Source organism: Vulcanococcus limneticus LL (genome assembly GCF_943369875.1).
GTDB classification, from domain to species: Bacteria; Cyanobacteriota; Cyanobacteriia; order PCC-6307; family Cyanobiaceae; genus Vulcanococcus; species Vulcanococcus limneticus_A.
The window spans coordinates 31,406-56,893 of record NZ_CALROT020000015.1 but is presented as its reverse complement, the minus strand read 5'-3'; the positions used below and the strand labels follow the sequence as shown (position 1 = coordinate 56,893).

Below are 25,488 nucleotides of genomic sequence, written 5' to 3'. Positions count from 1 at the left end.
TCCAGGGCTCCTCGTGTGGGTGTCCGCCACACCGTGAAGATCGGCTGGTGGGCCTATCGCCTCTGGGACCGCCAGGACTGCATCGACCTCAGCGCCGCCTTTGCCTACCACAGCCTCCAGTCCTTCTTTCCGGTTCTGCTCATTGCGCTGGGTGTGGCCAGTCGTCTGCTGGGACGGCAGGACGGATTGGTCGACGAGATTCTCGCCTGGGCGGATCAAGTGCTGCCCCCCGCGGTGGTGCCCCTGGTGGGCTCCACCCTCGCCAAGTTGGTACGCCAGGGGGTGGGAGCGGGAGTGGTGGGTGTGTTGTTTCTGCTGGTCACAGCGAGCAATGCCTATCTGAGCTTGCATCGCGGGGCGGATCGGCTTTGGGGCTTCCGCCCCGTGCCGGTGCAGCCGCTGCCCTGGTCGGTCCTGATCTGGCGCTTTGTGCGGCTGCGCGCCAAGGCCTTCGGATTGGTGCTGCTGATCGGTCTGCTGATCGTGCTCGATCAGCTGCTGACGACCTTTCGCTTTCTCAGCGCAGGAACCTGGCGGGCTGCCCTGTCGGATTGGCTGCCGCCGGGCCTTCAGCTCTGGGTTCCCCTCCCTGTTGTGGTGGACCTGCTGCTGTCCCTGGTGATTGCCTGGCTGCTCGCCCTGGCGTTGCTGCGGGTGCTGCCGTCACGCCCCATTCCCCTGCGGCCGCTGATCCCGGGTGCCCTGCTGATTGGCACGGCGCTGACGGGCCTGAACCTGGCCCTGGGGCGCAGCCTGCTCTCCCTGAGCAATCGCTTCCAGGCCTACGGCGTGATCGGCGGCGTGCTGGTGCTGTCGCTGTGGGTGTGGCTGGTGGGGCTGATCGTCTACTACGGCATGGCCGTCAGCGTGGTGCTCAGCCGTCAGGGTGTGGGGGGGCGATCCACACCCTGGTCTGTGGGTGCAGAGCCGCCCGGGGCTGCAGGATAAGGAGATCCGCTGTTCTGCCTTGGGCAAGCTGATTCCCGCGATTCGGCCCCTGCCGGCCAGCCTGCTGCTGTTGGCCACAGGCGTTGGGGCGCTGGTGCTGATCACGATGGCCACCCTGGCCCTGGTGCCGGTTCTGGTGACGGTGGGTCTGGTGGCGGCGCTGCTGCTGGCGGCTGTGTTCTGCGGCTGGGCCGGCATCGAGGGCCTCGCGGCCCTGGAGCGCTGGATGGAATCTGACCCGCGCTTCAAGCGCTGATGCAGCGGCCCATCCCCTGGATCTGGATCGCCCTGGCGGCGTTCCTGTTGCTGGCCCCGGGCCTGGCCGGTCGTCTGTTCATCGACGTGCTGGAGGGCGTCACCCTGCTGGTGGTCGTCGGACCGCTGCTGCTGGCCGGAGCCGGGATCGTGGCCTGGCAACTGGCCAAGCGCCGCCTGACCACCTGTCCGGCCTGCGGCAGCGTGAGCTTCGGCCAGTCGGTCTGCCCCGCCTGTGGGTTTGTGCTGGATCCCTCCGGACCTCCTGGAGCGACGGCCAACCAGCCCGAGGTGACGGCCAGCGATGCCACGATCGACGTGGTGGCCCAGGTGGTGGACGACGAGTAGGGCCTGCCCCTCGGCCCTGAGACGTTGCGATTGGGACGTCGTACCTAGCCCTGCCGGTGCAGCTCGGCCAGCCGCCGCTCGCGCAGGAACAGGAACAGCGGGGCTGCGCAGGCGAATGCGATCGTCACGGAGCTCAGCAGCACCACCCAGAGGTGGCGCATGCCCAGGCGGCGACTCTCCACCACCATCCAGATCGTCACGGCCGATGCCCCCACCAGCAGGTCGCGCGAGAGCGACTGGGCGGCCGGGTTGGCGTTGGCCTGGGCCACGAACAGGGCCAGGTCAAAGGCGTTGCCGGACAGGCGGATGAACTCCAGGTTGGCCAGCCAGGGCAGCACAGCCCCGGCGATCGCCAGCGCCAGGTAGAGCCAGGCCAGCCGGGGATCGGGTGCCGTTCCGGCGCGGCCGTTCGGGGGGCCTGACGGGGCAGTCATGGCGCAGGGGGGGCGAGGGTCTGGGGGTCCCATTGGATCACGTCCTGCTCCACCTGCTGCAGCACAGCCTCACAGCGCTCGGCGTAGGCCTGGGCGCGCCGGTACAGCCCCGCCATCTCCTCCACCTCCAGCTCGCTGGACTGCAGCTTGGCCAGGGCCAGCTCCAGGGCCGTGCGGGCCTCCTGGTAGTTGAGCCGGGTGATGTCCGCCAACCAGTCCTCCGAAGGGGCGTCCCCCGCCGGGGACGAAGGTGCGGCCTCCGCCGCTGCCCTTGTCCGTGGCCCGGAACCCGCTGGGCTGGGTTCGGCCTCGGCCTTGGCGGCTCCCCGCGTCCGGCGCGGCTTGGCGCCGGCGGGCTCGCGGCCGTTGCCAGCGGCGCCGGGTGCGGCGGGCTCCCCGGCGGCGGCGGCGGCGGTGTCTTCGGGGCGGGGATCGGCCACAGGGTCGGGATGGGGGGATCGGGCTGGCCGCAGCGGCGGCTCAGGACTGCCGGGGGGTGGGCCGCACCGCGGCGATCTGGGCCTCGATGCTGCCATCCGCCAGCTCGACCTGCAGGCAGTCGCCCGCGTGCACCTGGCCCACCGAGCGCAGCAGCTGGCCCGATTCCCCGCGCACCAGCGCGAAGCCCCGCTCCAGCAGCCGCTGGGGCGAGAGGGCCCCCAGCAGCTCGAGGCGATGGCCCAGCTCCCGGCGCCGCTCCTGCAGCAAGCGGCTGGGATGGCAGCGATCCAGCAGCTCCTGGCGGCCCCGCTGGCGCTGGCGTTCCGCCTGCAGGCGCAGGGCCACCAGCTGGCCCAGGTGGGCGCGAATCTGCCCCAGGGCCTGGCCGATGGCGCTGCGCTCCGGGAGCAGCGCCACGATCGCCGCCGTGGGCGTCGCCGCCCGGTAGTCGGCCACCAGATCGGCGATGGTGGTGTCGTCCTCATGGCCCAGGCCGGTGACGACGGGCAGCGGGCAGGCGGCAATCAGCCGGGCCAGCTCCTCGCCGTCGAACACGGCCAGATCCTCACGGCTGCCGCCGCCGCGGGCCAGCACCACCGCGTCGAGGCCCAGCCCCTCCGCCTGCAGGATCACGCTGGTGAGGGCCTGGCAGATCTGCTCCCCCACTGCCCCCTGCACGGGGATCGGCACCACGTGGATGCGGGTGGCGGGCCAGCGCTCGGCGGCCGTGCGCAGCATGTCGGCCAGGGCGGAGCTGGGCACGCTGGTGAGCAGGGCGATGGCGGCCGGCAGCTGGGGCAGCGGCTGCTTGCGCTCCGGCGCGAACAGCCCCTCCGGCTCCAGGGCCTGGCGCACCTGCTCGAAGCGGCGCAGCACCGCGCTCAGGCTGGGGCGCAGGTCCAGCACCTGCACGCAGAGGTTGGCGCGGGCGGCCCAGAAGTTGAGTCGGCCCACCACCACCACCCCATCGCCCTCGGCGGGCTGGTGGGAGAGCTTCGCCAGCTGCGACGCCCAGACCACCGCCGAGATCGAGGCCTGGTCGTCCACCAGGGTGAGCCAGAGGTGGCCCTTCTTCAGCTGGGGCCGCGACACCGTGGCATCCAGCAGGAAACGGGGTGCAAAGCCCCGCTCCAGCAGCGTGCCGATCGCCTGGTTCAGCTCGGCGACGCTGTACCGGGGCAGCCCGGACTCAGCGCTCAAGGCGGCGGTAGCAGCTCCAGCAGTAGAGGCTCACCAGGCCCCCCAGCCCAGCGACGCTCCAGCCGACGGGGTTGTGGGCGATCAGGCCGATGCTGGTGATCACCAGGGCAGTGCTGAGCAGGCGGGCACCGTCGCGGCGGTTCCGGGGGTAGGGCAGGGCCAGGGCTGGCACTCTCGGATCGGCCCACTCTGGCTGACGCCCGGCCGCCCCCGGAGCGGGCTGACCTGGGGTGGCGGCTGCAGCTGTCCGCTGGAACCGTTTGGGCTGCGGGGGCCGACGTCGATCGATCGGGCGGCTTGGCGCCGGCTTGACGGGCCCGGGGGATCTGGCCTACGCAGGACCCACCGCCGCCGCCCATCTCCATCACCAGCCCCCGCCAGCGCCTCCAGGCCCAGCTCGCTGCACCCCTGCCCGAGCGCCCCGAGCTGGTGTTGGTGACCGATCTGGATGGCACCCTGCTGGAGGGGGAGCGGGAGGAGCGGCGCCGCTTCTACGCCTGGCTGGCCTCGCGCCGGCAGCAGGTGCTGCACGTGTTCAGCACCGGCCGTTCGCTGGAGTCGATCGCCGAGGTGCTGGAGCAGGACGAGCCCACGGGCCTGCACCCGCCCCATCTGGTGATCGGCGATGTGGGCTGCACCGTGGCCTGCGGCCGCAGCCTGCAGCCGCTACCCCTGGCCCTCGAGCCGATCGAAGCCCGCTGGCAGGGCCTGCAGGAACGGCTGGAGCCCCTGCTGCAGGGTCAGCCTGGGTTGACGCTCCAGCCCAGGGCCACCAACCGCCGCCTGGCCTATCTCGTGGATGTGGAGGTGTTTGATCGGGCCCTGATCCCCCGACTAGAGGCTGCCGGCGCCGACTGCGTGCTCTCGGGGGATCGCTACTTCGACGTGCTGCCACCGGGGGTCAACAAGGGCTCCACCCTGCTGGCGCTGCTGGAGTGGCTGGAGCTCGATGGCCGCCAGGTGGTGACCGCCGGCGACAGCCTCAACGACCTGGCCATGTTCGAGACCGGCCTGGCGGGGGTGATGGTGGGCAATGCCGAGCCCGACCTGGTGGCGGCGCTGCCGCGCCTGCCCTCGGTGTACCGGGCGCGGGCGGAGGGCTGTGCGGGCATCGCCGAGGGCCTGGCCCACTTCGGCTACGGCCACCTGCTCAGCTGAGGCGGCGGTTGGTGAGGGCCGTGGCCTGGAAGGTTGTTGGATCCTCGGGCCAGGGGTGGCGCGGATAGCGGCCGCGCAGCTCCGCGCGCACCTGCCGGTAGGCCCCTTGCCAGAAGCCAGCCAGGTCCCGGGTGATGGCGGCCGGCCGGCCGGCGGGGGAGAGCAGGTGCACCGTCACCGGCAGGCGCCCCTGGAGCACGCTGGGGCCTTCGGCCAGCCCGAACAGCTCCTGCAGCTTCACCGCCAGCACGGGTTCGCCGTCGCCGTAGTCCAGACGGGCCTGGCGGCCGGAGGGGATGGGAATGGCCTCCGGCAGCAGGGCCTCGAGCTGGCGGCGCTGGTCCCACTCCAGGCCGCTCCAGAGGGCCTCCACCAGGTTCAGGCGCTGCAGGTCGGCGGCGCTGCGCAGCCCCGGGAGCTGGTCGCCCAGCCAGGCCTCCGGATGGCTCAGCAGGGCCGCCTCGCTGCGATCGGGCCAGGGGGCGCCCAGATGGGTGTGGGCCAGCTGCAGGCGCCGCTGCAGCTGGCGGCTGGCGCTGCACCAGGGCAGCAGCGCCAGCCCGCCGCTGGCCAGCCCCTCCAGCAGGGCGGCCTGGACGGCCTCGGCCGGGGCCTCGGGCCAGGGGCGCCGCTCCAGCACCAGCGCCCCCAGCCGCAGCTCCCGCTCGCAGCGCACCCGCTGCTGGCGCGGATCCCAGTCCACCAGCTGCCGCTCCTCGCCGGCCTCCGCCGCCAGGGCTTCGAGGCTGCCGCGATCGAGGGGCAGGGCCAGGGCGATGCGGCAGTCGGCGCCGGCCCCATCGGCCCGGGCGATCGCCAGCACGTCGCTGCCCAGCAGGGCATCGCTGGGGTGCAGCTGGGCACCGCGGCCGCTGCGCAGCAGGTAGCGGCCCTGGCCTTCGGGCCGCAGCAGAGCCACCCGCTCCGGGTAGGCCAGGGCCACCAGCCGGGCGGCCGCTGTCGGGTCGGTGTGGGGATGGGGGGTGGCGGAAGGCCTGGCAGCCTTGGGCGCCGGCGCGGGGCCTGGGGCCGCGGTGGTGGAGCCATGGGTCCCCGCCGGCTCCGGCAGGCCCGCGAGCTGCCGCTCCAGCTGTTCCTGCAGGCGCAGCAGCTGCTGGCGGCGCGGATCGCGTCCGCCCCGCTCCAGCCAGTCCAGCCGGCGCCTCAGGTCGCAGCCGTCCTGCTCGCGGCTGAGGGGATCCCGCTCGCTCAGCAGGGTGGCGATGGCGCAGCCCAGGCGGGGTTCGCCCAGGTCCCGGGCCCCCAGCAGCAGGTGGGCCAGGCGCGGATGCAGGCCCAGGCCCGCCATGGCCCGGCCGTGGGCGGTGAGGGTGCCGCTGCCGTCCACGGCCTGCAGCTGGCGCAGCAGCTCCTGGCCCTCCAGCAGGTGGGCGCGCGGCGGTGGCTCCAGCCAGGGCAGGGCCTCCCCCAGGCCGGCGCCCCACTGGGCGAGCTGCAGCACCAGGGGGGCCGGATCGGCCTCCTGGATCTCGGGCGGATCGAAGGCCGGCCGGCGCTGCTGCTCCGCCGGCGACCACAGCCGCAGGCAGCGTCCTGGCCCCAGGCGACCGGCCCGGCCGGCCCGCTGCTCGGCGCTGGCCAGGCTGGCGGGCAGCGTCACCAGGCTCTCCATGCCCGTGTTGGGATCGAAGCGGCTGCGGCGGCTGAGGCCGCTGTCGATCACCAGGGTCACCCCGGCGAGGGTGAGGGAGCTCTCGGCGATGGCCGTGGCCAGCACCACCTTGCCGGCCGGGCTGCGGGCAGCGGCGATGGCCTGGCCCTGGGCCGCCAGCGGCAGGTCGCCGTGCAGCGGGGTGAGCTCCAGGTCCGCGCCCCAGCCGGTGGCGCCGATGGCGTCGAGGCAGTGGCGGATCTCCCGCTGCCCCGGCAGGAACACCAGCACCGTTTCCCCGGGGTCACGGCGATCCAGCCAGTGCTGCTCCAGCCCCCGCACCACCTGCTGGGCCAGGGATTCGCGCTCCCGGGGCAGCTGGTGGCTGATCTCCACCGGAAACGCCCGGCCCTCGCTGGTGAGCAGCCCCGCTTCGGGCAGCTGTTCGGCCAGGGGCTGCAGGTTCAGCGTCGCCGACATCACCAGCAGCCGCAGCTCCGGGGCCAGCACGCCGCGGGCCTCCCGCAGCAGGGCCAGGGCCAGGTCGGCCTCGCTGCGCCGCTCGTGGAACTCGTCGAAGATCACGCAGGCCACCCCCTCCAGGGCGGGATCGGCCTGGAGGCGACGCAGGAACAGGCCGTCGGTGAGCACCTCGATGCGGGTGGCCGCCGAGGTGCGCGCCTCAAGGCGCACCCGGTAGCCCACCCGCTCCCCGACCCGCTCCCCCAGGCCCTGGGCCAACCGCTCGGCGGCCGCCTTGGCGGCCAGGCGCCGCGGCTCCAGCATCAGGATGCGCCCATGGTCCGGACCACCCGCGCCGGCCAGGGCCTCCCGCAGGGCCAGGGGCACGCGACTGGTCTTGCCGGCGCCGGGGGGGGCCTGCAGCAGCAGGGTGCCGCCGGCGGGCAGCCGCTCCACCAGCTCGGGGAGCAGCGGCTCGATCGGCAGGGGCTCAAGCGGCAGGGATGGCTTCGCCACGGATGACTTCGCCACGGATGGACTCGGCGGCAGTGGGGAGCTCAGGGCCCTGGCGGCAGTGGGCCTCAGCGCACGTGACGGGCGCCGTCCACCGGGTGGTAGGCCTCACCGGTGGTCTCCTCGTAGACGATGGCCGGCAGCCCGGTTTCGAACATCGTCTGCAGGGCTTCCTTGAGGTAGGGGTTCCAGCCGCCGGTGCTCACCTTGCCGTGGCGCACGGTCCAGTCCCAGGTGCCCTGCAGGTCACGGGGGATGCGGCCCTCGCGGTCGCGGCGGGCCACCAGATCCTGGGATTCCACCAGGCCCACCAGGATCGGATCCTTGCCGTAGGCGGGAGTGATGCTCAGCTCCAGGCGGATCGGATCCTCCTTCACCAGCTTGAGGCGGAAGCGGGGCGGCAGCTTGAGGCCCTTGAGCACCGCAGCCACGATTCGGGTTCTTTGGTCCACCGGTCTGTCTCCGCCGAGTTCTCAAGCACGCATCGTTTGTAACAGCCCGCGGGCCCGGGTTAACAGCCCAGGGGCCGCGGGGACCTGGGCGGAGCCCACCAAAGGGCCTGGGGGGCTCTCCGCCTCAGCCGGGTTCGTTCGGCCGGCTCTTCTGCTCGCTGTCGTCGCCGAAGCGCACGGTGAGGAGGTCATCGCGGGTCAGCTCCCCATCCGCATCCAGCAGCTCGGGGTGGATGGTGAGACGGCCGGTGCGATCGCCCGTCGGCGGGCTGGGGCGATCCCCGGGGCGGGGCACGGCGCCGTAGCCGCGGCCCATCACCTTGAACGCCTGCCAGAGCAGCGCCAGAAAGCAGGCCCCATACAGCAGGGGCAGCAGTTGGGAGACGATCACGGGCATGGCAGGGAAGGCGAGGGCAGCAGGGGCGGCGAGGCGGCGGCTGCGGGGGTGGTGAAGCGGGAACTGTGATCTCACCATCATCGCGCCGATCCGGCCGGGGTGATGGCGGTGATCCGGCCCCTTCACGGGGCTTCCCCTGGCCGGTCAGGGCTCCTACGGTCCTGGCTGAGCGTTTCCGTTGACTCGATGGTCGCTTCCCTTCGCCGGGCCCTGCCCCTGCTGCTGGTCTCCTCCCTTGCCGTGGGGGCCGCCGGCAGCCCCGCCCTGATCCGTCCCGCCCGGGCCCAGGCCGCCGCTGGCACCGCCGCCCTGTCGCGCCAGTCGTTCGTGGCCGAGGCGGTGCGCCGCACGGGCCCGGCCGTCGTGACCATCGACACCGAGCGCACCGTGGTGGTGCCCGGCGGCCGTGGCGGGCCCCAGGGGCTGCTGCTGGACCCGTTCCTGCGCCAGTTCTTCGGTCTGGGTCCCGGCGCGCCGCCGCCGTCGCAGCGCACCGAGCGGGGCCAGGGCAGCGGTGTGATCTTCCAGGCCGATGGCCTGATCCTCACCAACGCCCACGTGGTGGAGAAGAGCGACCGGGTCAGCGTGGGCCTGCCCGACGGCCGCCGCACCGAGGGCAAGGTGGTGGGCCTCGATCGCCTCACCGATCTGGCGGTGGTGCGGCTGGAGGGCGGTGGCCCCTGGCCGGTGGCGCCCCTGGGCAATTCCGAATCCGTGCAGGTGGGGGACTGGGCCATCGCCGTCGGCAATCCCTTCGGCCTCGACAACACCGTCACCCTGGGGATCGTCAGCAGCATCAACCGCAACGCCAGCAAGCTCGGCATCACCGACAAGCGCCTGGAGCTGATCCAGACCGATGCCGCCATCAATCCCGGCAACTCCGGCGGGCCGCTGCTCAACGCCAACGGCGAGGTGGTGGGCATCAACACCCTGGTGCGCTCGGGGCCGGGCGCGGGCCTGGGCTTTGCGATCCCGATCAACCGGGCCCGTGGCATCGCCCAGCAGCTGATCAGTACGGGCAAGGTGAGCCACGCCATGATCGGCGTCGGGCTGGAGCCCACCCGCGGACCTGGGGGGGTGGCCAGCGCTGCCGGCGCCGTGGTGCGCTCGGTGATGCCCGGCGGTCCGGCGGCCCGGGCTGGCCTTCAGGCCGGCGATGTGATTGCCGCGGTGGGGGCGGAGGCCGTCAGTGGCCCGGCCCAGCTCACCCAGATCGTGGAGCGCTCCGGGGTGGGGCGGCCGCTGCAGCTGCGGGTTCTCCGGGCTGGAGTCCCGCTGCAGCTGCAGGTGGTACCGGTGGAGCTGTCAACCCTGATGCCTGGCTGAGCCGGGCCCCTCGGCCTGCTCGGGCAGGCTTGAGAGCACGGCTGCCGCATCCACCCCGAAGCCGGGCGGTCCGTTGAGCTGTTGGCGCATCACCCACTGGGTGGCGGCCCGCTGGCTTTGCCAGGCCTGCAGCAGCTGCTTGGCCAGGTCCTGCAGGGTCTCGAGGTCGGCGGTGGACTCGATGACGCGGTTCATCCGCTCCAGCTCGAATTGCTGGCCGAGGCTGAGGGCGAGCGGTTCTGTCATGGCGGGCAACGCGACGGAGCTCTGAAACCACCCCAACGCTACGAAGTGTTTCCGGTCACCGCGTATCCGTCGCCACCGAGCTAGGTGGTTCCCGTCAGGTTTCGCCCACCGCTGCGGCGCCGCCGCCCCCGCTCAGGCCTCCTCGCGCAGGATCTCCACGCAGCGGGTGACGCACTCGCCATCGTCGATCGAGCAGGAGGTGATGCACTCGAAGTAGGTGCTCACCGCGTCGTTGCTGGGATGCAGGCTGCCGTGGTCGCTGCGTCCGGGCTCCGGGCTGGGGGCGAACGGCTCGGAAAAATACCCAAACATGGTTCCCATGGCCCGGTCTGCAAGCTGGCGATGTCAGCCTATGCAGACAAAGCTGGCGGGTCCAGGGAAATGGGTCTTCCTGCCTAAGGCTCTGTGAAGTTGTTTGTGTGGCCCGGCTCCAGGGGCGGATCCCGCTGGGTCTGGGCCGTGGGGGCGTGGCCTGTTCAGGCCGCGGTGGCCTTGCGGGCGGCCTCCTTGGCCTTCTGCTTCTCGCGGTTGGCCTTGCGCTTGGCGTCGGCTTCACTGGCCAGCCGCCGGGCCTCGGCTTCGGCGGCCTCCTCGGCCTTCTTCTCCTGGTAGTAGGCGTAGTCGCCCCGGTAGAGCACCAGCTCGCCGTCGCGCAGCTCCACGATCCTGTTGGCCACCCGCGAGATGAAGTAGCGGTCGTGGCTCACCACCAGGGCCGCCCCCTCGTACTCCATCAGGGCGTCCTCGAGCATCTGCTTGGCGGGGATGTCGAGGTGGTTGGTGGGCTCATCCAGCACCAGCAGGTTGCAGGGGCTGAGCAGCATCAGGGCCAGGGCCAGGCGGGCCTTCTCGCCGCCCGAGAGCTTGCCCACCTCCTTGAACACGGCGTCGTTGCTGAAGCAGAAGCTGCCAAGAAGCGAGCGCACCTGGGTCTGGGTCCAGTCCGGCACCGCCTCGAACAGGGTGTCGATCACGGTCTTGGAGAGATCCAGGGCCTCGGCCTGGTTCTGCTCGAAATAGCCGGCGATCACGTTGTGATCCCCCAGGGCGGCGCGGCCCGCATCGGGCGATTCGGTGCCCATCACCAGCCGCAGCAGCGTCGACTTGCCGGCGCCGTTGGGCCCCACGAAGGCGATGCGATCGCCCCGCTCCACCTCCAGGTTGGCCTCGAGAAACAGGATCTTGTCGCCGTAGCTGTGGGTGAGCTCCTCGATCACCGCGATCTGGCGGCCGCTGCGGGGCGCCGGCGGGAACTGGAAGCGCGGGCCGCCCACGCCCTCGATCGGCGCCTCGATCCGCTCCACCTTGTCGAGCAGCTTCTCGCGGCTCTTGGCCTGGGTGGAGCGGGTGGCGCTGGCGCGGAAGCGGTCGATGTAGGCCTGCTGGGTGGCCAGCTCCTTCTGCTGCCGCTCGAAGGCCGACTGGCTGGCTTCGCGCTCGAGGGCCTTCTGCTCCAGGTGCTGGCTGTAGTTGCCCAGATAGCAGCGCGACACGCCCCGCTCCGTCTCCACGATCTGGTTGCAGACCCGATCGAGGAAGGCCCGGTCGTGGCTGATCACCACCAGGGGCACGCTCTGCTTGCAGAGGTAGTCCTCCAGCCACTGGATCGTCTCCACATCCAGGTGGTTGGTGGGTTCGTCGAGCAGCAGCAGATCGGGCTCCTGCAGCAGGATCTTGCCCAGGGCGATGCGCATCTGCCAGCCGCCGGAGTAGTCGCCCACCAGCAGCTCGGCGCCCTCGGGGGTGAAGCCGATCGTGGGAAGAAGCTTGTCGATGCGGGCGTCGAGTTCGTAGCCGTGCAGCGATTCGAAGCGGCTGTGCAGCTGCCCCAGTTCGTGGATCAGTTCATCGAGGTGGTCGGGGTCGCTGGCGGCCCTCTCGCTGGCCATCGCCTCCTCCACCTCGCGCTGGCGGTTGAGCACCGTGGCGGCCTCCCCGAAGGCCTGGAAGAGCTCCTGGCGGACGGTGCGGTGCACGTCCACATCGAACTCCTGCTGGAGATAGACGATGCGGGGATCGCCCTGCTTCACCACCTGGCCGCTGGTGGGCTCCTCCAGGCCGGCGATGATCCGCATCTGGGTGGACTTGCCGGCGCCGTTGACGCCCACCAGGCCAATGCGATCGCCCGCCTTCACCTCCCAGGTGACATCCCGCAGCACCTCGCCGGTGGGATAGATCTTCGAGACGCGTTCGAGGCGGAGCACGGGGGGTGTATCGGAGGGCGTATGGGTTGCACGGCCGCTCGGTCGGCGGCCGGCCTATCCGGCGGCCGCATGGTCAGGCCAGCCGCCGGGCCATGGCAGCCGGAAACCGTTGCAGAGGGTCATCATCCCCCCTGGCCGGCAGACTGACGGTTCCGTTCCGCCCGGTTCGCCGCCGGTCCGCCTCCGCGTGACATCCCCGGAGCGCCACAGGCGCGTTGAACTGGTGAAGCGGTTGGAGCAGGTGGCTGCCCTGGTGTCGGCGGCCGGTCTGGCGATCGTGAGCTATTGGCTGTTCTTCAGCTGGATGGGGGAGGACCGCCGCCCCCGGCCGGCCCACTCCGCCGTTCCGGCTCCCGCCGCTGCCCTACAGACCGCCGCGGGCCTTCACCAGCCACTGCTTGCTCTCGGCGTCGTCGAGGGAGGCGATGTGGGCGCGGATGGCCTCAACGCCCACCGGCAGCCCCCAGCTCTCGCCGAGGGCGGCGATCCGGGCCAGGGTGCCTGAGGGGTCCTGCAGGGCCTGGCGGAACAGATCTTGGGTGAGGGCCTGGTCGCTGCGGATGCGGTCGTAGAGCTGGGCGGCGAGCTCGGCGGCCTGGTCCGAGGGGGCACCGGCGTCGGGATGGCCTGCGGTCATGGCGGGGCATGGGCTCTGGCGTCACCCTATGCAGGCCGCCTGGCACTGGGGCCCCTTCGTGGCGCTTGTTGATGCGGCGCTCAGGCGGCCCGGTGGTCGCCGAGCTCGCCGCCGGCCCCCGGGGGCTCCATGCTGCGGGCGTCCAGGCAGAGCAGCTTGCGCAGCTGGGCGTAGTTGGCGGCCTGGGTGGTGCGTCCCTCCTGCTGGGCCCCGAACTCGGCCCGCTGCAGCACGTGGTGCAGATGGGTCAGCAGGTAGGTGCTGATCACGGCGGAAACCAGCACGTCGCTCGTCTCGGGCCTCGGCTGGGCGCGCGTCTCGACGCGCCGCTTGGCCGGGCGTTTGCCGGGGGCCGGGGCCCCGGCGGACGGGGATGTCGCCATCGGACGAGGGCGGAACTGCCGGTACCTTACTGCTGGATACTATCCGCGCCACGCTCGGTACACTCCGGGGTATCCGGTCCGCCCGCTGCCGCCCCATGGCCACCCGCCAGACCTCCTCGAGCGGCCGGCCCAAGTCGCCCCGGATCCAGGTGGTGCTGCCCGAGGAGCTCTGCGACCGCCTCGCGGCCATGGCCGAGGCGGAGGCGCGCACCGTGAGCAACATGGCGCGCGTGCTGATCCAGCAGGGGTTGGACCGCTTCGAGCACCAGCAGCGCGGGCACCAGCAGCCGCTGGGGGCCTCCGAGCTGCCGGCCGTCGGCCTCGGGCGCATCCGGGCGGCCCTGGAGCAGCAGGGCCAGGAGGAGCCGCGCCGCCTGCGGGGGGCGCCCAGGCGCCTGCGGCTGCAGCGGCCGCGGGGCTGAGCACGTGCGCCGGCGTCAGCCCGGCCGGGCGCAGACCCCCAGCACGGCCGGCCGCTGGGCGCCGGTGACGGAGGTCAGCGAGCCGGGATGGCCGAGCCGGTGCCACCAGGCCAGCAGGGCGAAGGCCAGGGCCTCGCGCTCGCTGGCGTCGATCCCCAGCTCCGTCAACGGCCGCACCCACAGGCCGCGGCAGCGTCGCCGTAACTCCTCCAGCAGCAGTCCGTTGCGGGCGCCGCCCCCGGCCACGAGCAGCTCGAGGGGCGCCGCCGGCACCTGGGCCAGGTCCTGGGCCACGACGGCGGCGCTGAAGGCCGTGAGGCTGGCCAGGGCATCGGCGGGATCCAGTTGGCCCGCTCCTGGGCCCCGGGTTCCGGCGCTGGCCTCCAGCTCGCCCAGGCGCCGCTCCAGATCGGCGCCGCCGAACAGCTCGCGGCCGGTGGACTTGGGCGGCCGCTGCTGCAGGTAGGGCTCCTGCAGCCAGCGCTGGATCAGGGCCTCGTCGCTGCGGCCACTCCGGGCCCAGGCCCCATCGGCATCGAAGCTCTGGCGGCCGCCGCTGAAGCGCTGCACCGCCAGGTCCAGCAGGGTGTTGGCGGGGCCGCAGTCCCAGCCCAGCACCGGCGCCCCCCGATCGGGACCGCTGGCGGGGGGCAGCAGGGTGAGGTTGGCGATGCCCCCCAGGTTGAGCAGGGCTCGCCAGCCGCCGATCGGCGGCAGCAGGGCGGCGTCGGCCGCCGGCACCAGCGGCGCCCCCTGGCCCCCCAGGGCCAGATCGGCGGCGCGGAAGTCGAACACCACCGGCTGGCCCAGCAGCTGGGCCAGCAGCGGACCCTGCAGCAGCTGCCAGCTGGCTCCCCGCCGGCCCTCCGCGGGGGGCCGGTGCCAGAGGGTCTGGCCATGGCAGCCCACCAGCTCGGCCCGGCCATCCGGATCACAGCGCCGCGCCGCCTCGGCCTGGGCCTCGGTGACGGCCTCCGCCAGCTCCAGCAGGTCGGCGGCCGGGATCCGCTCCCCCTGGCCGACGGCGATCAGCCGGCGGCGCAGCTCCTCGGGGTAGGGGGTGGCCCCGCTGGCGAGCAGGCGCCAGCGGGGCCGCTGCGGCGGGCCGTCGAACTGGGCCAGCACCGCATCCACGCCATCGGCGCTGGTGCCGCTCATCAGACCCAGAACCCGCATGGCGCCTTGCCCTGTTGCGGCCGGTTATAGGAGCTGGCCAGCAAAAAGCCCCCAGCCTCAGGGCTGGGGGCGGGGGATCAGGCCACAGGCCCGGTTCCGGAGTCGCCTCGGCGGGCGGGGCTCACTTGTTGGGCTGGGGGGTGGTGCGCAGGTAGGGCTTGATCTCGGTCACGCCCTTGGGGAACTTGGCGCGGGCGTCCTCGGTGGAGATCGAGGGCACCACCACGCAGTCCTCGCCGTCCTTCCAGTTCACCGGGGTGGCCACGGAGTGGTGGTCGGTGAGCTGCAGGGAATCGATCACCCGCAGGATCTCATCGAAGTTGCGGCCGGTGCTGGCGGGGTAGGTGATCTGCAGGCGCAGTTTCTTGTTCGGGTCGATGATGAACACCGAACGCACCGTCAGGTTGTTGAGGGCGTTGGGGTGGATCAGGGTGTAGAGATCGCTGACCTTCTTGTCGGCATCCGCGAGGATCGGATAGTCGACGATGGTGCACTGGGTCTCGTTGATGTCGTTGATCCAGCCCTTGTGGCTTTCGGCGGTGTCCACGCTCAGGGCGATGGTCTTGACGTTGCGCTTCTCCCACTCGGGGCGCAGGCGCGACACTTCGCCCAGCTCGGTCGTGCAGACCGGGGTGTAGTCGGCGGGGTGGGAGAACAGCACGACCCAGCTGTCACCGGCCCAGTCGTAGAAGTTGATCGGACCCAGCTGGGAATCCTGGGTGAAATCGGGAACGGTATCGCCGAGAAGCAGGGCCATGACCGGGTCGTGCGTACGAGGAACCAACGGGGTTGATGCTGCCATGCCAGCCGCGCCCGAGGCCATGCACTGGGCCAGCCCATGTGGCGATGGCTACACGGCCTGGGGTTCCCCGGGCGTCGCCAGGAACAGCCAGTCGCACAGGTGCTGCAGCCCCAGACCGGCGGTGGCCGACACGAACAGGACCTCAGGATCCAGCTGGCGGGCCTGCTCCAGGGCCGCGGCGGGGCAGCGGTCGATCTGGTTGCCCACCAGCCGGCGCGGGGCCGTGCTCTCCAGGGAATCGAGGATGGCGTGCACCGTCGTCACCTGCTCCGCCCAGCCCGGATCGGACAGGTCCACCACCACCAGCAGCTGGTCGGCCTCGAGGGTTTCCTCCAGGGTGGAGCGGAAGGCCTCCAGCAGCGGCGGGGGCAGGTCGCGGATGAAGCCCACGGTGTCCGTGAGCAGCAGGGTCTGGGGTGGACCGCCGGCCGGATCGGGGCGGCTGATGCGGCGGGTGGTGGGATCCAGGGTGGCGAACAGCTTGTTTTCCGCCAGCACCGCCTGCCCCTCCGCCGGCCTGCTGAGGGCGTTGAGCAGGGAGCTCTTGCCAGCGTTGGTGTAGCCCACCAGGGCCAGGCGCCGCTGGCCGCCGCGGCTGCCGCGGATCCGGGCCCGGTGGGCGCTGAGCTTCTGCACGTCGCGCTGCAGCTTGTCGATGCGGCGGGCGATGGCGCGCCGGTCCTTCTCCAGCTGGGTCTCGCCGGGGCCGCGGGTGCCGATGCCGCCCCCCTGGCGCGAGAGGCTCAGGCCCCGGCCGGTGAGGCGCGGCAGCCGGTAGCGCAGCTGGGCCAGCTCCACCTGCAGCCGGCCGGCGCCGCTGGCGGCCCGCTGGGCAAAGATGTCGAGGATCAGCTCGCTGCGGTCGCTCACCGGCAGGTCCAGCAGCCGCTCCAGGTTGCGGGCCTGGGCGGGGGTGAGCTCCCGGTCGGTCACCACCAGGGTGGCGCCGAGGCGCCGGGCCTCCAGGGCGGCCTCGCGCAGCTTGCCCTCGCCCCAGACCGTCTGCGGGGAGCCCTGGCCGTGGCGCTGCATCACGATCCCCACCGGGGCGGCGCCGGCGCTGCGCACCAGCCCCTCCAGTTCGGCCACCTGGCGCTGGGCCTCCTGGGGATCCGCCGGGCTGAGCACCAGCAGCAGCACCCGCTCCACGCCTGGGGTGGCCCGGCTGACGCCAACGGCTGGCGTCTCCGCCTCCGGTGGGCTGTAGTCGCAGAGGGCCTCCAGCTCGCCCTGCTGCAGGCAGGACCAGGGGTGCTGCGGATCGCCGCCGGGGCCGTAGGCCCCCGCCGGCCAGCGCCCCCCGGCGCCGGGGCTGTCGCCGTAGCGGAGCCACAGCCGCGGCTGCAGATCCAGCCCCACCACCGCCTCACCCCCCTGGGGCTCCAGCTGCCTGGCCCTGCCCACGCAGGTGATCAGCCGCAGGCCGCCGCCGGCCCGGCGCGGGCCGCCCGGCAGCCGCTCCAGCAGCCGGCCGGACTGCTCCAGCGGCCCCACCCACAGCAGGCGGCAGAGGCCGCGGCCGTCCAGCACCAGGCTCAGGGGCAGCTCCAGCTCGCGGCTCTCGGCCGCCAGGCGCTGCAGGGTCAGCAGGTCGGCGCCATCGGCCTCGGGGTGCCGCCGGTGCGCCAGCCGCTCCAGACGCCGCAGCGCCGAGGGGCGCAGGCCGGCGGTGCGGCCCAGCAGGGCGGTCTGTTTCATCGCGTGCCGGCCCCAGGGGACCTCGGGTCCGCGCCTCGGGGCCGGCGGATCAGCACCGGCCGCACCCCGGCGGCCCGGGCGCCGGCCTCATCCTCGGGGCTGTCGCCCACGTGCCACACCGCCTCCGGCTCCAGCCCCAGGGCCTCCAGCGCCAGCCGAAACGGCCGGGGATCCGGCTTGGCGGCCCCCGCCGCGCTCGACACCACCACCGCCGCAAAGGCGTCCGCGAGCCCAAGGCCCTCCAGCAGTCCGGATAGCCGCTGGTCGAAGTTGCTGACCACCGCCAGCTTCAGGCCGAGCCGTTGCCATGCTTGCAGGGGGCCGGCCACATCGGGGTAGACCTGCCAGAGGTCCGGCTCGGCGAAGCGGTCGAACAGCGCGCCGGCGAGCTGGGGCGGCAGGGGGCCCGCCTGGCCGCAGGCCGCGAAGGCCTCGGCGATCCGCGCGCCCCACCAGGCCCGCTCCGCCGCCAGCAGCTCGGCCCCCGCCAGGCCGGGGAAGGCCAGCGGCGGAGCCTGGCGGTAGATGGCCGGGAACACCCGATCCAGGGCGGCGGCCTCCACGGCGAGCCCGTGGCTGGCCGCCAGCTCGCTGTAGACGGCCCCCACCGAGCGGCGCAGGCCGATCAGGGTGCCCATGGCGTCGAGCAGCAGGCCCCGGGGTGCCACGGCCTCAGCCCCCGGCCGCCAGCCAGCCGGCCGCCACCCGCAGCTGGTGGGGCAGCCCCGGCAGGCGGGCCAGGTAGGCCAGGCGCCGCAGCCGGTCGGCCCCCGGCCCGGCCAGGGTCAGGCCCAGGCCGGTGAGGGTCGCCTGGCCGATGCCCAGGCCCAGCATCTCGCCCAGGTCGTTCCACTGGAAGGGCAGCAGCGGCTCGCCGGCCAGGGAGCGCAGCACGTTGTCCGCCACCCGCTCGGCCTGCTGGTAGGCCACCTGGGCGGTGGCGGGCCAGGCCGGTCCGCTGCCGCCCTCATCGCCCGCGGGGGCCGGACCGACTGCCGCATCCCCCAGGGCGAACAGCTCCGGCAGCCCCTCCACCTGCAGCTCCGCGCTGCAGGGCAGGCGGCCGCGGGGATCGAGGCCGGGGGCCGGCGTGATCGGCGGCACGGCCCCGGCCACCCCGCCGGTCCAGATCACCCCATCGGCCTTGAGCTGTTCCCGCTGGCGCTCGCCGGAGTCGCCGGCGGCGCGGGAGAGGCTGACGCCATCGGCCTGCACCGCCTCGACGCGGGTGCCGGTGCGCAGGCGGATGTCGCGGCGCTGCAGGGCCAGCCGCGCCTGATCCCGGTTGAACGACTTGGAGAGTGGCAGCAGATCCGGCCCCTGCTCCACCAGCTCCAGCACGGTGGATCCCTCCAGCAGGTCCGCCAGCTTGCAGATCAGCTCCACACCGCTGGCGCCGGCCCCCACCACCACCAGCCGCTGCAGGGGCCGTGGTCTGGTTTTCAGCTGCTGCACCAGGGCCTGCAGCCGCTCCACATCGGCCAGGCTGCGGAAGCCGAGGGCGTGCTCGCGCACCCCGGGCACTCCGTAGGTCTCGGGCCGGCCGCCGGTGGCCAGCACCAGGCGGCTGTAGGGGAGTGTGCGGCCGCCACTGGTCTGCAGGCGGCGGGCGCCGGTGTCGATGCCGCTCACCCGGTCCTGCAGCCAGGCCACACCGCGGCCGGCCAGCAGCTGGTCGTAGCGGGGCGCGATCTGCCAGCGGCGCAGCTCACCGCTCAGCAGCTCATAGAGCAGGGGCAGAAACAGAAAGCGCTCCTGGGGCTCGATCAGCAGCAGGGGCGGATGGCCCTGCCGCGCCGAGAGGTTCAGGGCCGTGCTGAGGCCCCCGAAGCCGCCGCCAACGATCACAACCGGTGCAGCAGCGGACATGGGCAACCGGGCCGGACCGAGCCCGGGTGGGACTGGCCGAACCCTAACCAGACCCACCGGCAGGGGAAGATGGACTCCATGACGACGACGACCGCCGGCTTCGACCTCGACAGCGCCTGCCAGGAGCTGAGCGCGGCCGATGCCCAGGGTCGCCTGCGCTGGGGCCTGGAGACCTTCGGCGACGGCTTTGCCCTCACCACCAGCTTCGGCATCCAGTCGGCGGTGCTGCTGCACATGGCCAGCCGCTTGGACGCCCCGATCCCGATCCTCTGGGTCGACACCGGCTACCTGCCCCCCGAGACCTATCAGTACGCCGAGACGCTGATGGGGTTGCTCAGCCTCAACGTTCAGCCGGTGCAGGCCACGATGAGCCCGGCCCGGATGGAGGCCCTCCACGGCCAGCTGTGGAACACCGGCCGCCTCGAAGATCTCGAGCTCTACCACCGCATCCGCAAGGTGGAGCCCCTGGACCGCGCCCTGATGGAGCGGCGGGTCCAGTGCTGGGCCAGCGGGGTGCGGGGCCGTCAGACCGACCACCGCAAGGCGATGGAGCCCCTGCAGCGGGTGCGTGGCCTCTGGGCGCTGCGGCCGCTGCTGGATTGGACCAGCAGGGACGTCTTCTATTACATGCAGGAGCACGACCTGCCCCAGCACCCCCTGTTCGAGCAGGGCTACTCGACCGTGGGCGACTGGCACTCCAGCGGCCCCGACGACGGCAGTGCCACGGGCCGCGCCACCCGCTTCGGCGGCCTCAAGCAGGAGTGCGGCATCCACCTGCCCGGCGTGGGCGGCGAGGGGATCTGAGTGGCGTCGCCCGGCCCCGCCGCTGGCGTGGCGCCGGGCGGGCGGGTGCTGCTGCTGGGCAACTCCCGCTGGCACTGGGCCGAGCGCGATGGCGCCGGGGGGCTGCGCTGCTGGCACCAGGCGGCGGCTGACGCGATCGGGGCGCCGGCGGATCTGATCGCCTGGGCGGCGGTGGGGGCTGTGCCCGGGGCGGCGGGGTTGCCGCCCGAGCGGCGGATCGGCCTGGCGCAGGTGCCCCTGGCGGCAGCCCCGCCCTGGCTGGGCATCGATCGTGCCCTGGCGGGCTGGTGGGCCTGGCAGCAGCAGCCGGACGGCGTCCGCGGCGGCGTGCTGGTGGCCGATGCGGGCACGGCCCTGAGCTTCACCCGGGTGGATGGCGCCGGGGCCTTTGCCGGCGGGCGGCTGCTGGCGGGGGTGGGCCTGCAGCTGCGCAGTCTGGCGGCCGGCACCGCCCTGTTGCCCGACCTGCCGGTGGGCGAGGCGTTGACCCTGCCTGCGGACCCCTGGCCACGGGAGACGGCGGCGGCGATGGCGCGGGGCTGCCTGGAGGCCGCGGCGGCCTCGATCGCGGCGGCCTGGCGCGATGTGGCGCTCACCGGCACCTCTGGCGATCCGGCCGCCGGGCCCTGGAGCCTCTGGCTCACCGGCGGCGACGGCGGCGCGCTGCTGCCGCTGCTGCAGCGGCAGGGCCTGCCCGTGCGCTGGGCCCCCGAGCTGTGCCTGGAGGCCCTGGCCGCCCTGGCGGACCTCTGAGGGGTTCAGGCCAGGCCCAGGTCCCGCAGGATGTCGTCGGCCATGGTTTCGGCCTTCACCTTCAGGTAGATCCGTTCGATCTTGCCCTCGCCATCCACCACGAAGGTGTGGCGCATCATGCCCATGTACTCGCGGCCCATGAACTTCTTGAGGCCATAGCTGCTGTAGCTCTCGGCCACCGGGCACGGCTCGGCGTCGGTGAGCAGGGTGAAGGGCAGGCTGTACTTGGCGATGAACTTGGCGTGGCTGGCGGCAGCGTCCTTGCTGATGCCGAGCACCTGGATGCCGTGCTGCCCGAAGGCACCCCACTGGTCGCGGAAGTTGCAGGCCTCCTTGGTGCAGCCCGGGGTGTCGTCCTTCGGATAGAAGTAGATCACCACCCGGCTGCCGCGGAAGTCACTCAGGCTCACCTCCTGGCCGGCCTGGTCGGGCAGGGTGAACGCGGGGGCGGCATCGCCGATCTGCAGGGCCATCGCGGTGCGTTGGAGACAATGGGCGCGAGCCTAGGGGGAGCCCCGATCGCCGCGCTGCCCGCCGTTCCCCACTACTGGCTGCTGCCGCTGACGGCCCAGCCCGGCGGCGCTGCAGGGCCAGCGGCAGGTCCCCCGTCGGCCGGCTTCGCGGAGGACCCGCTGGAGGCCCTGCTGGACCTGGGCCCGGGGAGTGCCCTGCCGTTGAGCGACCAGGAGCGGGCCTGGTGTGGCGCCCTCGCCGCCCCCCTGCGGGCCCGCTATGCCACCAGCCGTGCCCTGGTCCGCCGTCAGCTCGCGGCCCTGCTGGGCGGGGACCCCCGCGAGCTGCCGCTGCACAGCCCCCCCGGCGAGCCGCCGCGGCTGGCCGTTGGCTGGGGCCACCTCAGCCTCAGCCACAGCCGCGACCGCCTGCTGCTGGCCTGGTCGCCGCGGCCGATCGGCGTGGATCTGGAGGCGGCGGACCGCCGGCTGGATGGGCTCACCCTGGCGCGGCGCTTCTTCCCCGCCCCCGAGCTGGCGCAGCTGCTGCACCTGCCGGAGGCCCGGCGGCGGCGGGCGGTGCTGGAGAGCTGGGTGCGCAAGGAGGCGGCGATCAAGTGGCGGGGCTCGAGCCTGGCCAGCGAACTGCGCCACTGGCAGTGGGACCGGGAGCGCGGCGCCCTGGTCCAGTTGCGCGACGGTCTCAGCCCCGAGTGCCTCTGCCGCGAACGTGACGGCTGGCTCTGCGCCGCCGTGGGCGAGGCTGTCGGTTCGGGACTCTGGGCCTAGGGTCGCCTCGACTGGCAGCCCGCTCACCGCCGCCCGCCATGGCCCTTGCCCTGCGCCTCAGCCTGATGTCGGTGCTGGCCCTGATCGGCCTGGCCGGTCTGGTGCAGTTGCCCCTGGCGCCGCCCCTGGCCAGCCGCCCCGGTGCCGGCACCGATCGCCTGCTGGCGGATCTGGAGGGGCAGGAGTCGGCCCAGGAGTCCCGCGAGCGGGCCTCGGCGGTGCTGAGCCGCTTCGTGGGCGGCCAGATCACCCGTTACTTCTGGGGTGGCTTCAGCGGCTATCTCGACGTGCTGGGCGTCGAGGCGCCGGAGGACATGGAACCGCTGCTGCGCAGCGAGGGCGACTGGGTGCAGCTCACCCTCGTGCCCGAGGAGGGGGACGAGCGCTACGTGGCCCGGGTGGAGGCCGTGGAGAACGTGCCGCGCGGGGTGGCCTGCGTCGGCCGCGGCGAGCCGGGAGCCTTCCCGCTGCGGGCCGGTCGTCTGGGCTGCCCGCCGGGCTGGTGGGATCTGCCTTTGGCCGCCCCTGGACGGCGAGCCGCGGCCGGGGCGTCCTAGGGCGCGGTTGGCCTTCGCGTCAGGCCTGTCCGCCAGGGGCAGTTCTTGTGACGATCGGCACGCCACCGGCTGAATGCGTTGGCAAGTGGGAGGTCGATGTCTAAGTTGCGGTTGACGAGTTCCCTACTCACCCGTGCTGAAGCGTCTCGCTGCTGGCCTCTTCGCTGGCGCGGCTCTCACTGCCGTTGCCCTCCCGGCCTCTGCGGCCGTCGACAATGACCTGCCCATCCGTTGGAACACCGGCGGTGCCGTGTGGTCCACCGATCAGAGCGAGGTCGACACCTTCCTCAAGACCGGTGACATCACCGATCGCGGCCTCTCCAGCGGCATCTCCCGCTCCGGCTGGACCGCCGATGAGATCCGCAATGGCATGAACAAGACCTACAGCGTGGATCTGGTGGGCGTGTCCCGCTTCCTCTACTCCGACGCTGGGGTGAAGTTCCTCAAGAACCAGACCCGCAGCTACTTCCCCTACTGGACCATGTCCACCTACGGGGTGCAGGGTCTGCGCTCGGCGATCATCGCCGATGCCCGCGATGGTCAGATCTCCTCGGCCGGCATCATGGCCGCCCTGCCGACGGACTTCCGCCTGGCTGACACCTGCAACACCTACGACGGCAAGCAGAACGTCTGCGCCGAGGGCAAGTGCGTGGGCGAGGCCCAGTGCACCTCCCTGCTCTCCTGGTACGTGTTCCTGCCCGCCTGCATCCAGGCCAACCAGGTGGCTGACCCCATCGCCGCTGCCCCCGCCCCCGCCCCTGCCCCCATGCAGGAGCCCGTGCGCGGCCTCTGGTGATCCACGGGCCGAAGCCCTGCGCTTCGGTGCTCTTCGATCGCGTGGGCCCCGGCATTGCCGGGGCTTTTTTCATGGGCGCCGCTGGGCCAGCAGCCGCTGATGCTCCAGGTCCTGGGGGAGGCGCCGGCCCTGCTGGCGCTCCATCAGGGCGGCGGCGGCCTGCGCCGGCGCTGCTCCCAGCGCCGCTTCCACCTGTTGCCGGTAGCGGGCGCCCGGGCCGAACCAGCGCCGCCAGAGGTCCGGTGTCAGCTCCAGCTCCAGCGGTTCCCGCCACGGGTCCCAGTCCACGCTCCAGCCCAGGGCGGTCAGCGCCTGCTCCAGCAGTGGCGGCGGCGGGTCGGGCCGCAGCCAGTCGGCCTCCAGGCGCTGCAGGTCGGCCAGCAGGGCGCGATCCGCTTCGGTCAGATCCGCTCCGCTCTGCAGCAGGGCCCCCGCCGGGCCGAGCCGCGGTGCGCTGAACAGCAGCCGCAGCTCGGCGTCCGGTGCGGCCAGGGCCGTGAGCCGGGCGAGGTCCTCCGCCAGCTGCTCGCCCTGGCGGCCCCGCAGGGGCTGGCGGGCGGCGATCCACTCGAACCGCTCGCCGGGCTCCAGCTGGCCGGCCAGCGCGGCCAGGCCACCGCCGTTGCCGGCGCCCGTGCCGCCCTCCCCTGCCGCGCCGACGACCCGGGGCTGGCGCAGGCTGTCGAGCACCTGCAGCTGGGCCGCCAGCCGCTCGGCATCGGCCGGGCTGGCGGCCTGGATCACCACGCCCCCCTCCGGCGTGGCCGCCAGGGGATCGAGGGCCCAGAGCAGGGAGCGGGCCTCCAGGATCAGCACCCGGTCGTGGCGCCGCCAGCGGGCCCCCTGCCAGAGCCGCTGGCGCAGGCCGTCGAGCCGCTGGCCCTCGGCTCCCAGCTGCCGCTGCAGCCAGCGATCCAGGGCCGGATCGTCGGGGCCGCCGCTCAGGATCGGCCCCAGTTCGGCCTCGTGCTCGGCCGCGGCGGCCAGCTGGGCCGCGCGCCGCTGCTGCATCCGCGCGCGCCGATCCCCTTCCCAGCCCAGGGCGCCCGGCTGCCAGAACACCTCCCCCTGCAGCTGGTTGGGCAGGTATTGCTGCGCCACCCAGTGCTCGGCGTAGGCGTGGGGGTAGCGGTAGCCCACCCCATCGCCGAAGGCCTTGCCGTCGCGGTTGGCATCGCGCAGGTGGGAGGGCACGTCCTGGCGGCTGGTGGCCTTCACCGTCTTGAGGGCATCGAAGAAGCCCAGCAGGCTGTTGCTCTTCTCGGTGCTGGCCAGATAGAGGGCTGCCTGGGCCAGGGGATAGAGCCCCTCCGGCAGGCCCACCCGCTCGAAGGCCGCGGCGCAGGCCTCCACCACCACCATCGCCTGGGGATCGGCCAGGCCGATGTCCTCGCCGGCGGAGATCAGCATGCGCCGGAAGATGAAGCGGGGGTTCTCGCCGGCCTCCACCATCCGCGCCAGCCAGAACAGGGCCGCGTCGGGATCGCTGCCCCGCAGCGACTTGATGAAGGCGCTGATGGTGTCGAAGTGGGCGTCGCCCTGCTTGTCGTAGAGCACGGCCCGCTGCTGGATCGACTCCTCGGCGATGGCCAGGTCGATGGCGACCACGCCCTCGGCGTTCGGCTCCGTCGTCTCGACGGCCAGCTCCAGGGCATTGAGCAGGCTGCGGGCATCGCCGCCGGCCACATCCACCAGGTGGGCGGCGGCCTCCTCGCTGATCGCCACCGTGCGGTTGCCGTAGCCCCGCTCCGGATCGCTGAGGGCCCGCTGCAGCAGCTGGTGGAGGTGCCGGGCCTCCAGGGGCTGCATGCGGAACAGGCGCGAGCGGCTCACCAGCGCCTTGTTCACCTCGAAGTAGGGGTTCTCGGTGGTGGCGCCGATCAGGGTCACGGTGCCGTTCTCCACCCAGGGCAGCAGCGCGTCCTGCTGGGCGCTGTTGAAGCGGTGCACCTCATCGATGAACAGCAGGCTGCGCAGGCCGTGCTGCTCCAGGCGTCGTCTGGCCTCGTCCACCTCGGCCCGCAGGTCCTTCACGCCGGCCAGCACGGCGTTGAGGCTGCTGAAGTGGGCGCGGGTGCTGGCGGCGATGATGCGGGCCAGGGTGGTCTTGCCCACCCCGGGCGGCCCGTGCAGGATCAGGTTGCCGACCCGGTCGGCGGTGATGGCGCGGCGCAGCAGCCGGCCGGGCCCCAGGATCGCCTCCTGCCCCTGGAACTCGTCGAGCGTGCGGGGGCGCAGGCGATCGGCCAGGGGAGCCAGGCGCTGGCGCAGCTGCTCGCCCCGGTGGCTGAACAGGTCGGTCACGGTGCGCTCGGGGGGCTCGGAGGATTCGGGGACGCCGGGGGAACCCAGGA

At 73.0% G+C, this 25,488-nt stretch carries 30 protein-coding genes; 11 read left to right on the top strand and 19 right to left on the bottom strand.

Annotated features, from left to right (window positions below; all coding sequences use genetic code 11):
* The first annotated feature begins 15 nt into the window (after window positions 1-15).
* From ACLV7J_RS14125 to ACLV7J_RS14115, 3 genes are read left to right on the top strand one after another with little or no spacing between them, the layout of a single operon-like run.
* Window positions 16-948, top strand: coding sequence for a YihY/virulence factor BrkB family protein (locus tag ACLV7J_RS14125; RefSeq protein ID WP_411869710.1), 933 nt, complete (start codon window positions 16-18; stop codon window positions 946-948).
* Between the two features lie 19 nt (window positions 949-967).
* Window positions 968-1,204 (top strand): glypican, encoded by a 237-nt coding sequence (locus ACLV7J_RS14120; protein ID WP_411869707.1) that lies wholly within the window; start codon window positions 968-970, stop codon window positions 1,202-1,204.
* A complete protein-coding gene (locus tag ACLV7J_RS14115) occupies window positions 1,204-1,551 on the top strand; it encodes a 50S ribosomal protein L32 (protein ID WP_411869706.1) in 348 nt (115 codons plus the stop codon). Before ACLV7J_RS14120 ends, ACLV7J_RS14115 begins: the two co-directional genes overlap by 1 nt.
* A 44-nt stretch (window positions 1,552-1,595) precedes the next feature.
* On the opposite strand, the gene ACLV7J_RS14110 is transcribed toward ACLV7J_RS14115, so the two are convergent.
* Genes ACLV7J_RS14110 through ACLV7J_RS14095 form a run of 4 tightly spaced genes read right to left on the bottom strand, consistent with a single transcriptional unit; the run spans window position 1,596 to window position 3,798 of the window.
* Window positions 1,596-1,985, bottom strand: a complete 390-nt coding sequence (locus ACLV7J_RS14110; protein ID WP_411869705.1) for a DUF2834 domain-containing protein — start codon at window positions 1,983-1,985, stop codon at window positions 1,596-1,598.
* Complete coding sequence (xseB, locus tag ACLV7J_RS14105; RefSeq protein WP_411869704.1) at window positions 1,982-2,425, bottom strand: exodeoxyribonuclease VII small subunit; 444 nt, start codon at window positions 2,423-2,425, stop codon at window positions 1,982-1,984. Before xseB ends, ACLV7J_RS14110 begins: the two co-directional genes overlap by 4 nt.
* A 40-nt stretch (window positions 2,426-2,465) precedes the next feature.
* A complete protein-coding gene (gene xseA / locus ACLV7J_RS14100) occupies window positions 2,466-3,626 on the bottom strand; it encodes an exodeoxyribonuclease VII large subunit (protein ID WP_411869703.1) in 1,161 nt (386 codons plus the stop codon).
* Entirely contained in the window at window positions 3,616-3,798 is a 183-nt protein-coding gene (locus ACLV7J_RS14095; protein WP_411869702.1) for a hypothetical protein, read from the bottom strand. The genes xseA and ACLV7J_RS14095 overlap by 11 nt, the downstream gene beginning before the upstream one ends.
* Before the next feature lie 263 nt (window positions 3,799-4,061).
* Here ACLV7J_RS14095 and ACLV7J_RS14090 point away from each other — a divergent pair, with 263 nt between their 5' ends.
* Window positions 4,062-4,784, top strand: coding sequence for an HAD family hydrolase (locus ACLV7J_RS14090; protein WP_411869701.1), 723 nt, complete (start codon window positions 4,062-4,064; stop codon window positions 4,782-4,784).
* On the opposite strand, the gene hrpB is transcribed toward ACLV7J_RS14090, so the two are convergent.
* From hrpB to ACLV7J_RS14075, 3 genes are all read right to left on the bottom strand, one after another.
* A complete protein-coding gene (gene hrpB, locus ACLV7J_RS14085) occupies window positions 4,777-7,389 on the bottom strand; it encodes an ATP-dependent helicase HrpB (protein WP_411869700.1) in 2,613 nt (870 codons plus the stop codon). The two genes, ACLV7J_RS14090 and hrpB, sit on opposite strands and share 8 nt — an antisense overlap.
* Window positions 7,390-7,439: 50 nt before the next feature.
* Window positions 7,440-7,823 (bottom strand): hypothetical protein, encoded by a 384-nt coding sequence (locus ACLV7J_RS14080; protein WP_255126970.1) that lies wholly within the window; start codon window positions 7,821-7,823, stop codon window positions 7,440-7,442.
* A gap of 124 nt (window positions 7,824-7,947) precedes the next feature.
* Window positions 7,948-8,220, bottom strand: a complete 273-nt coding sequence (locus ACLV7J_RS14075; protein WP_411869699.1) for a DUF2973 domain-containing protein — start codon at window positions 8,218-8,220, stop codon at window positions 7,948-7,950.
* Between the two features lie 186 nt (window positions 8,221-8,406).
* Between ACLV7J_RS14075 and ACLV7J_RS14070 the strand changes: the two genes are divergently transcribed.
* Entirely contained in the window at window positions 8,407-9,546 is a 1,140-nt protein-coding gene (locus tag ACLV7J_RS14070) for a trypsin-like peptidase domain-containing protein (RefSeq protein ID WP_411869698.1), read from the top strand.
* On the opposite strand, the gene ACLV7J_RS14065 is transcribed toward ACLV7J_RS14070, so the two are convergent.
* The 5 genes from ACLV7J_RS14065 to ACLV7J_RS14045 all read right to left on the bottom strand — a co-directional run bounded on the left by ACLV7J_RS14065 (window position 9,526) and on the right by ACLV7J_RS14045 (window position 13,016).
* The gene (locus ACLV7J_RS14065) at window positions 9,526-9,792 is read right to left on the bottom strand and encodes a hypothetical protein (RefSeq protein WP_411869697.1); all 267 of its coding nucleotides are present in this window, start codon (window positions 9,790-9,792) and stop codon (window positions 9,526-9,528) included. The genes ACLV7J_RS14070 and ACLV7J_RS14065 overlap by 21 nt on opposite strands.
* Window positions 9,793-9,924: 132 nt before the next feature.
* Window positions 9,925-10,113 carry a hypothetical protein gene (locus ACLV7J_RS14060; protein WP_411869696.1) on the bottom strand — a complete coding sequence of 63 codons (189 nt, stop codon included), beginning with the start codon at window positions 10,111-10,113 and terminating at the stop codon, window positions 9,925-9,927.
* A 155-nt stretch (window positions 10,114-10,268) separates the two neighbouring features.
* Entirely contained in the window at window positions 10,269-11,996 is a 1,728-nt protein-coding gene (locus tag ACLV7J_RS14055) for an ABC-F family ATP-binding cassette domain-containing protein (protein WP_411869695.1), read from the bottom strand.
* Window positions 11,997-12,360: 364 nt separating this feature from the next.
* Window positions 12,361-12,633, bottom strand: a complete 273-nt coding sequence (locus ACLV7J_RS14050; protein ID WP_255126964.1) for a hypothetical protein — start codon at window positions 12,631-12,633, stop codon at window positions 12,361-12,363.
* An 80-nt stretch (window positions 12,634-12,713) separates the two neighbouring features.
* A complete protein-coding gene (locus ACLV7J_RS14045; RefSeq protein WP_411869694.1) occupies window positions 12,714-13,016 on the bottom strand; it encodes a hypothetical protein in 303 nt (100 codons plus the stop codon).
* A gap of 95 nt (window positions 13,017-13,111) precedes the next feature.
* Between ACLV7J_RS14045 and ACLV7J_RS14040 the strand changes: the two genes are divergently transcribed.
* Entirely contained in the window at window positions 13,112-13,438 is a 327-nt protein-coding gene (locus tag ACLV7J_RS14040; RefSeq protein ID WP_411869693.1) for a ribbon-helix-helix domain-containing protein, read from the top strand.
* A gap of 15 nt (window positions 13,439-13,453) precedes the next feature.
* On the opposite strand, the gene ACLV7J_RS14035 is transcribed toward ACLV7J_RS14040, so the two are convergent.
* From ACLV7J_RS14035 to ACLV7J_RS14015, 5 genes are all read right to left on the bottom strand, one after another.
* Window positions 13,454-14,614, bottom strand: coding sequence for an anhydro-N-acetylmuramic acid kinase (locus ACLV7J_RS14035; RefSeq protein ID WP_411869692.1), 1,161 nt, complete (start codon window positions 14,612-14,614; stop codon window positions 13,454-13,456).
* 121 nt (window positions 14,615-14,735) lie between these two features.
* Entirely contained in the window at window positions 14,736-15,371 is a 636-nt protein-coding gene (locus tag ACLV7J_RS14030; protein WP_255126958.1) for a peroxiredoxin, read from the bottom strand.
* Window positions 15,372-15,464: 93 nt separating this feature from the next.
* The gene (hflX, locus tag ACLV7J_RS14025) at window positions 15,465-17,114 is read right to left on the bottom strand and encodes a GTPase HflX (protein WP_411869691.1); all 1,650 of its coding nucleotides are present in this window, start codon (window positions 17,112-17,114) and stop codon (window positions 15,465-15,467) included.
* A complete protein-coding gene (locus tag ACLV7J_RS14020) occupies window positions 17,111-17,782 on the bottom strand; it encodes an HAD-IA family hydrolase (RefSeq protein ID WP_411869690.1) in 672 nt (223 codons plus the stop codon). Before ACLV7J_RS14020 ends, hflX begins: the two co-directional genes overlap by 4 nt.
* 4 nt (window positions 17,783-17,786) lie before the next feature.
* On the bottom strand, window positions 17,787-18,983 hold the full coding sequence (locus ACLV7J_RS14015) for an NAD(P)/FAD-dependent oxidoreductase (protein WP_411869689.1): 1,197 nt from the start codon (window positions 18,981-18,983) through the stop codon (window positions 17,787-17,789).
* 78 nt (window positions 18,984-19,061) lie between these two features.
* Here ACLV7J_RS14015 and ACLV7J_RS14010 point away from each other — a divergent pair, with 78 nt between their 5' ends.
* Together ACLV7J_RS14010 and ACLV7J_RS14005 are read left to right on the top strand one after the other, a co-directional pair.
* Window positions 19,062-19,787 carry a phosphoadenylyl-sulfate reductase gene (locus tag ACLV7J_RS14010; protein ID WP_411869688.1) on the top strand — a complete coding sequence of 242 codons (726 nt, stop codon included), beginning with the start codon at window positions 19,062-19,064 and terminating at the stop codon, window positions 19,785-19,787.
* A complete protein-coding gene (locus ACLV7J_RS14005; protein WP_411869687.1) occupies window positions 19,788-20,540 on the top strand; it encodes a type III pantothenate kinase in 753 nt (250 codons plus the stop codon). It begins immediately after the preceding gene.
* A gap of 5 nt (window positions 20,541-20,545) precedes the next feature.
* On the opposite strand, the gene bcp is transcribed toward ACLV7J_RS14005, so the two are convergent.
* A complete protein-coding gene (gene bcp, locus ACLV7J_RS14000; protein ID WP_411869686.1) occupies window positions 20,546-21,013 on the bottom strand; it encodes a thioredoxin-dependent thiol peroxidase in 468 nt (155 codons plus the stop codon).
* A gap of 18 nt (window positions 21,014-21,031) precedes the next feature.
* Between bcp and ACLV7J_RS13995 the strand changes: the two genes are divergently transcribed.
* The 3 genes from ACLV7J_RS13995 to ACLV7J_RS13985 all read left to right on the top strand — a co-directional run bounded on the left by ACLV7J_RS13995 (window position 21,032) and on the right by ACLV7J_RS13985 (window position 23,134).
* The gene (locus ACLV7J_RS13995) at window positions 21,032-21,781 is read left to right on the top strand and encodes a 4'-phosphopantetheinyl transferase family protein (protein WP_411869685.1); all 750 of its coding nucleotides are present in this window, start codon (window positions 21,032-21,034) and stop codon (window positions 21,779-21,781) included.
* A gap of 38 nt (window positions 21,782-21,819) precedes the next feature.
* Entirely contained in the window at window positions 21,820-22,338 is a 519-nt protein-coding gene (locus ACLV7J_RS13990; protein WP_411869684.1) for a hypothetical protein, read from the top strand.
* A gap of 133 nt (window positions 22,339-22,471) precedes the next feature.
* Window positions 22,472-23,134, top strand: a complete 663-nt coding sequence (locus ACLV7J_RS13985; RefSeq protein ID WP_411869683.1) for an alpha/beta hydrolase — start codon at window positions 22,472-22,474, stop codon at window positions 23,132-23,134.
* Between the two features lie 69 nt (window positions 23,135-23,203).
* Here the strand turns inward: ACLV7J_RS13985 and ACLV7J_RS13980 are convergent, their stop codons facing one another.
* Entirely contained in the window at window positions 23,204-25,438 is a 2,235-nt protein-coding gene (locus ACLV7J_RS13980; RefSeq protein WP_411869709.1) for an AAA family ATPase, read from the bottom strand.
* Window positions 25,439-25,488: the final 50 nt, after the last annotated feature.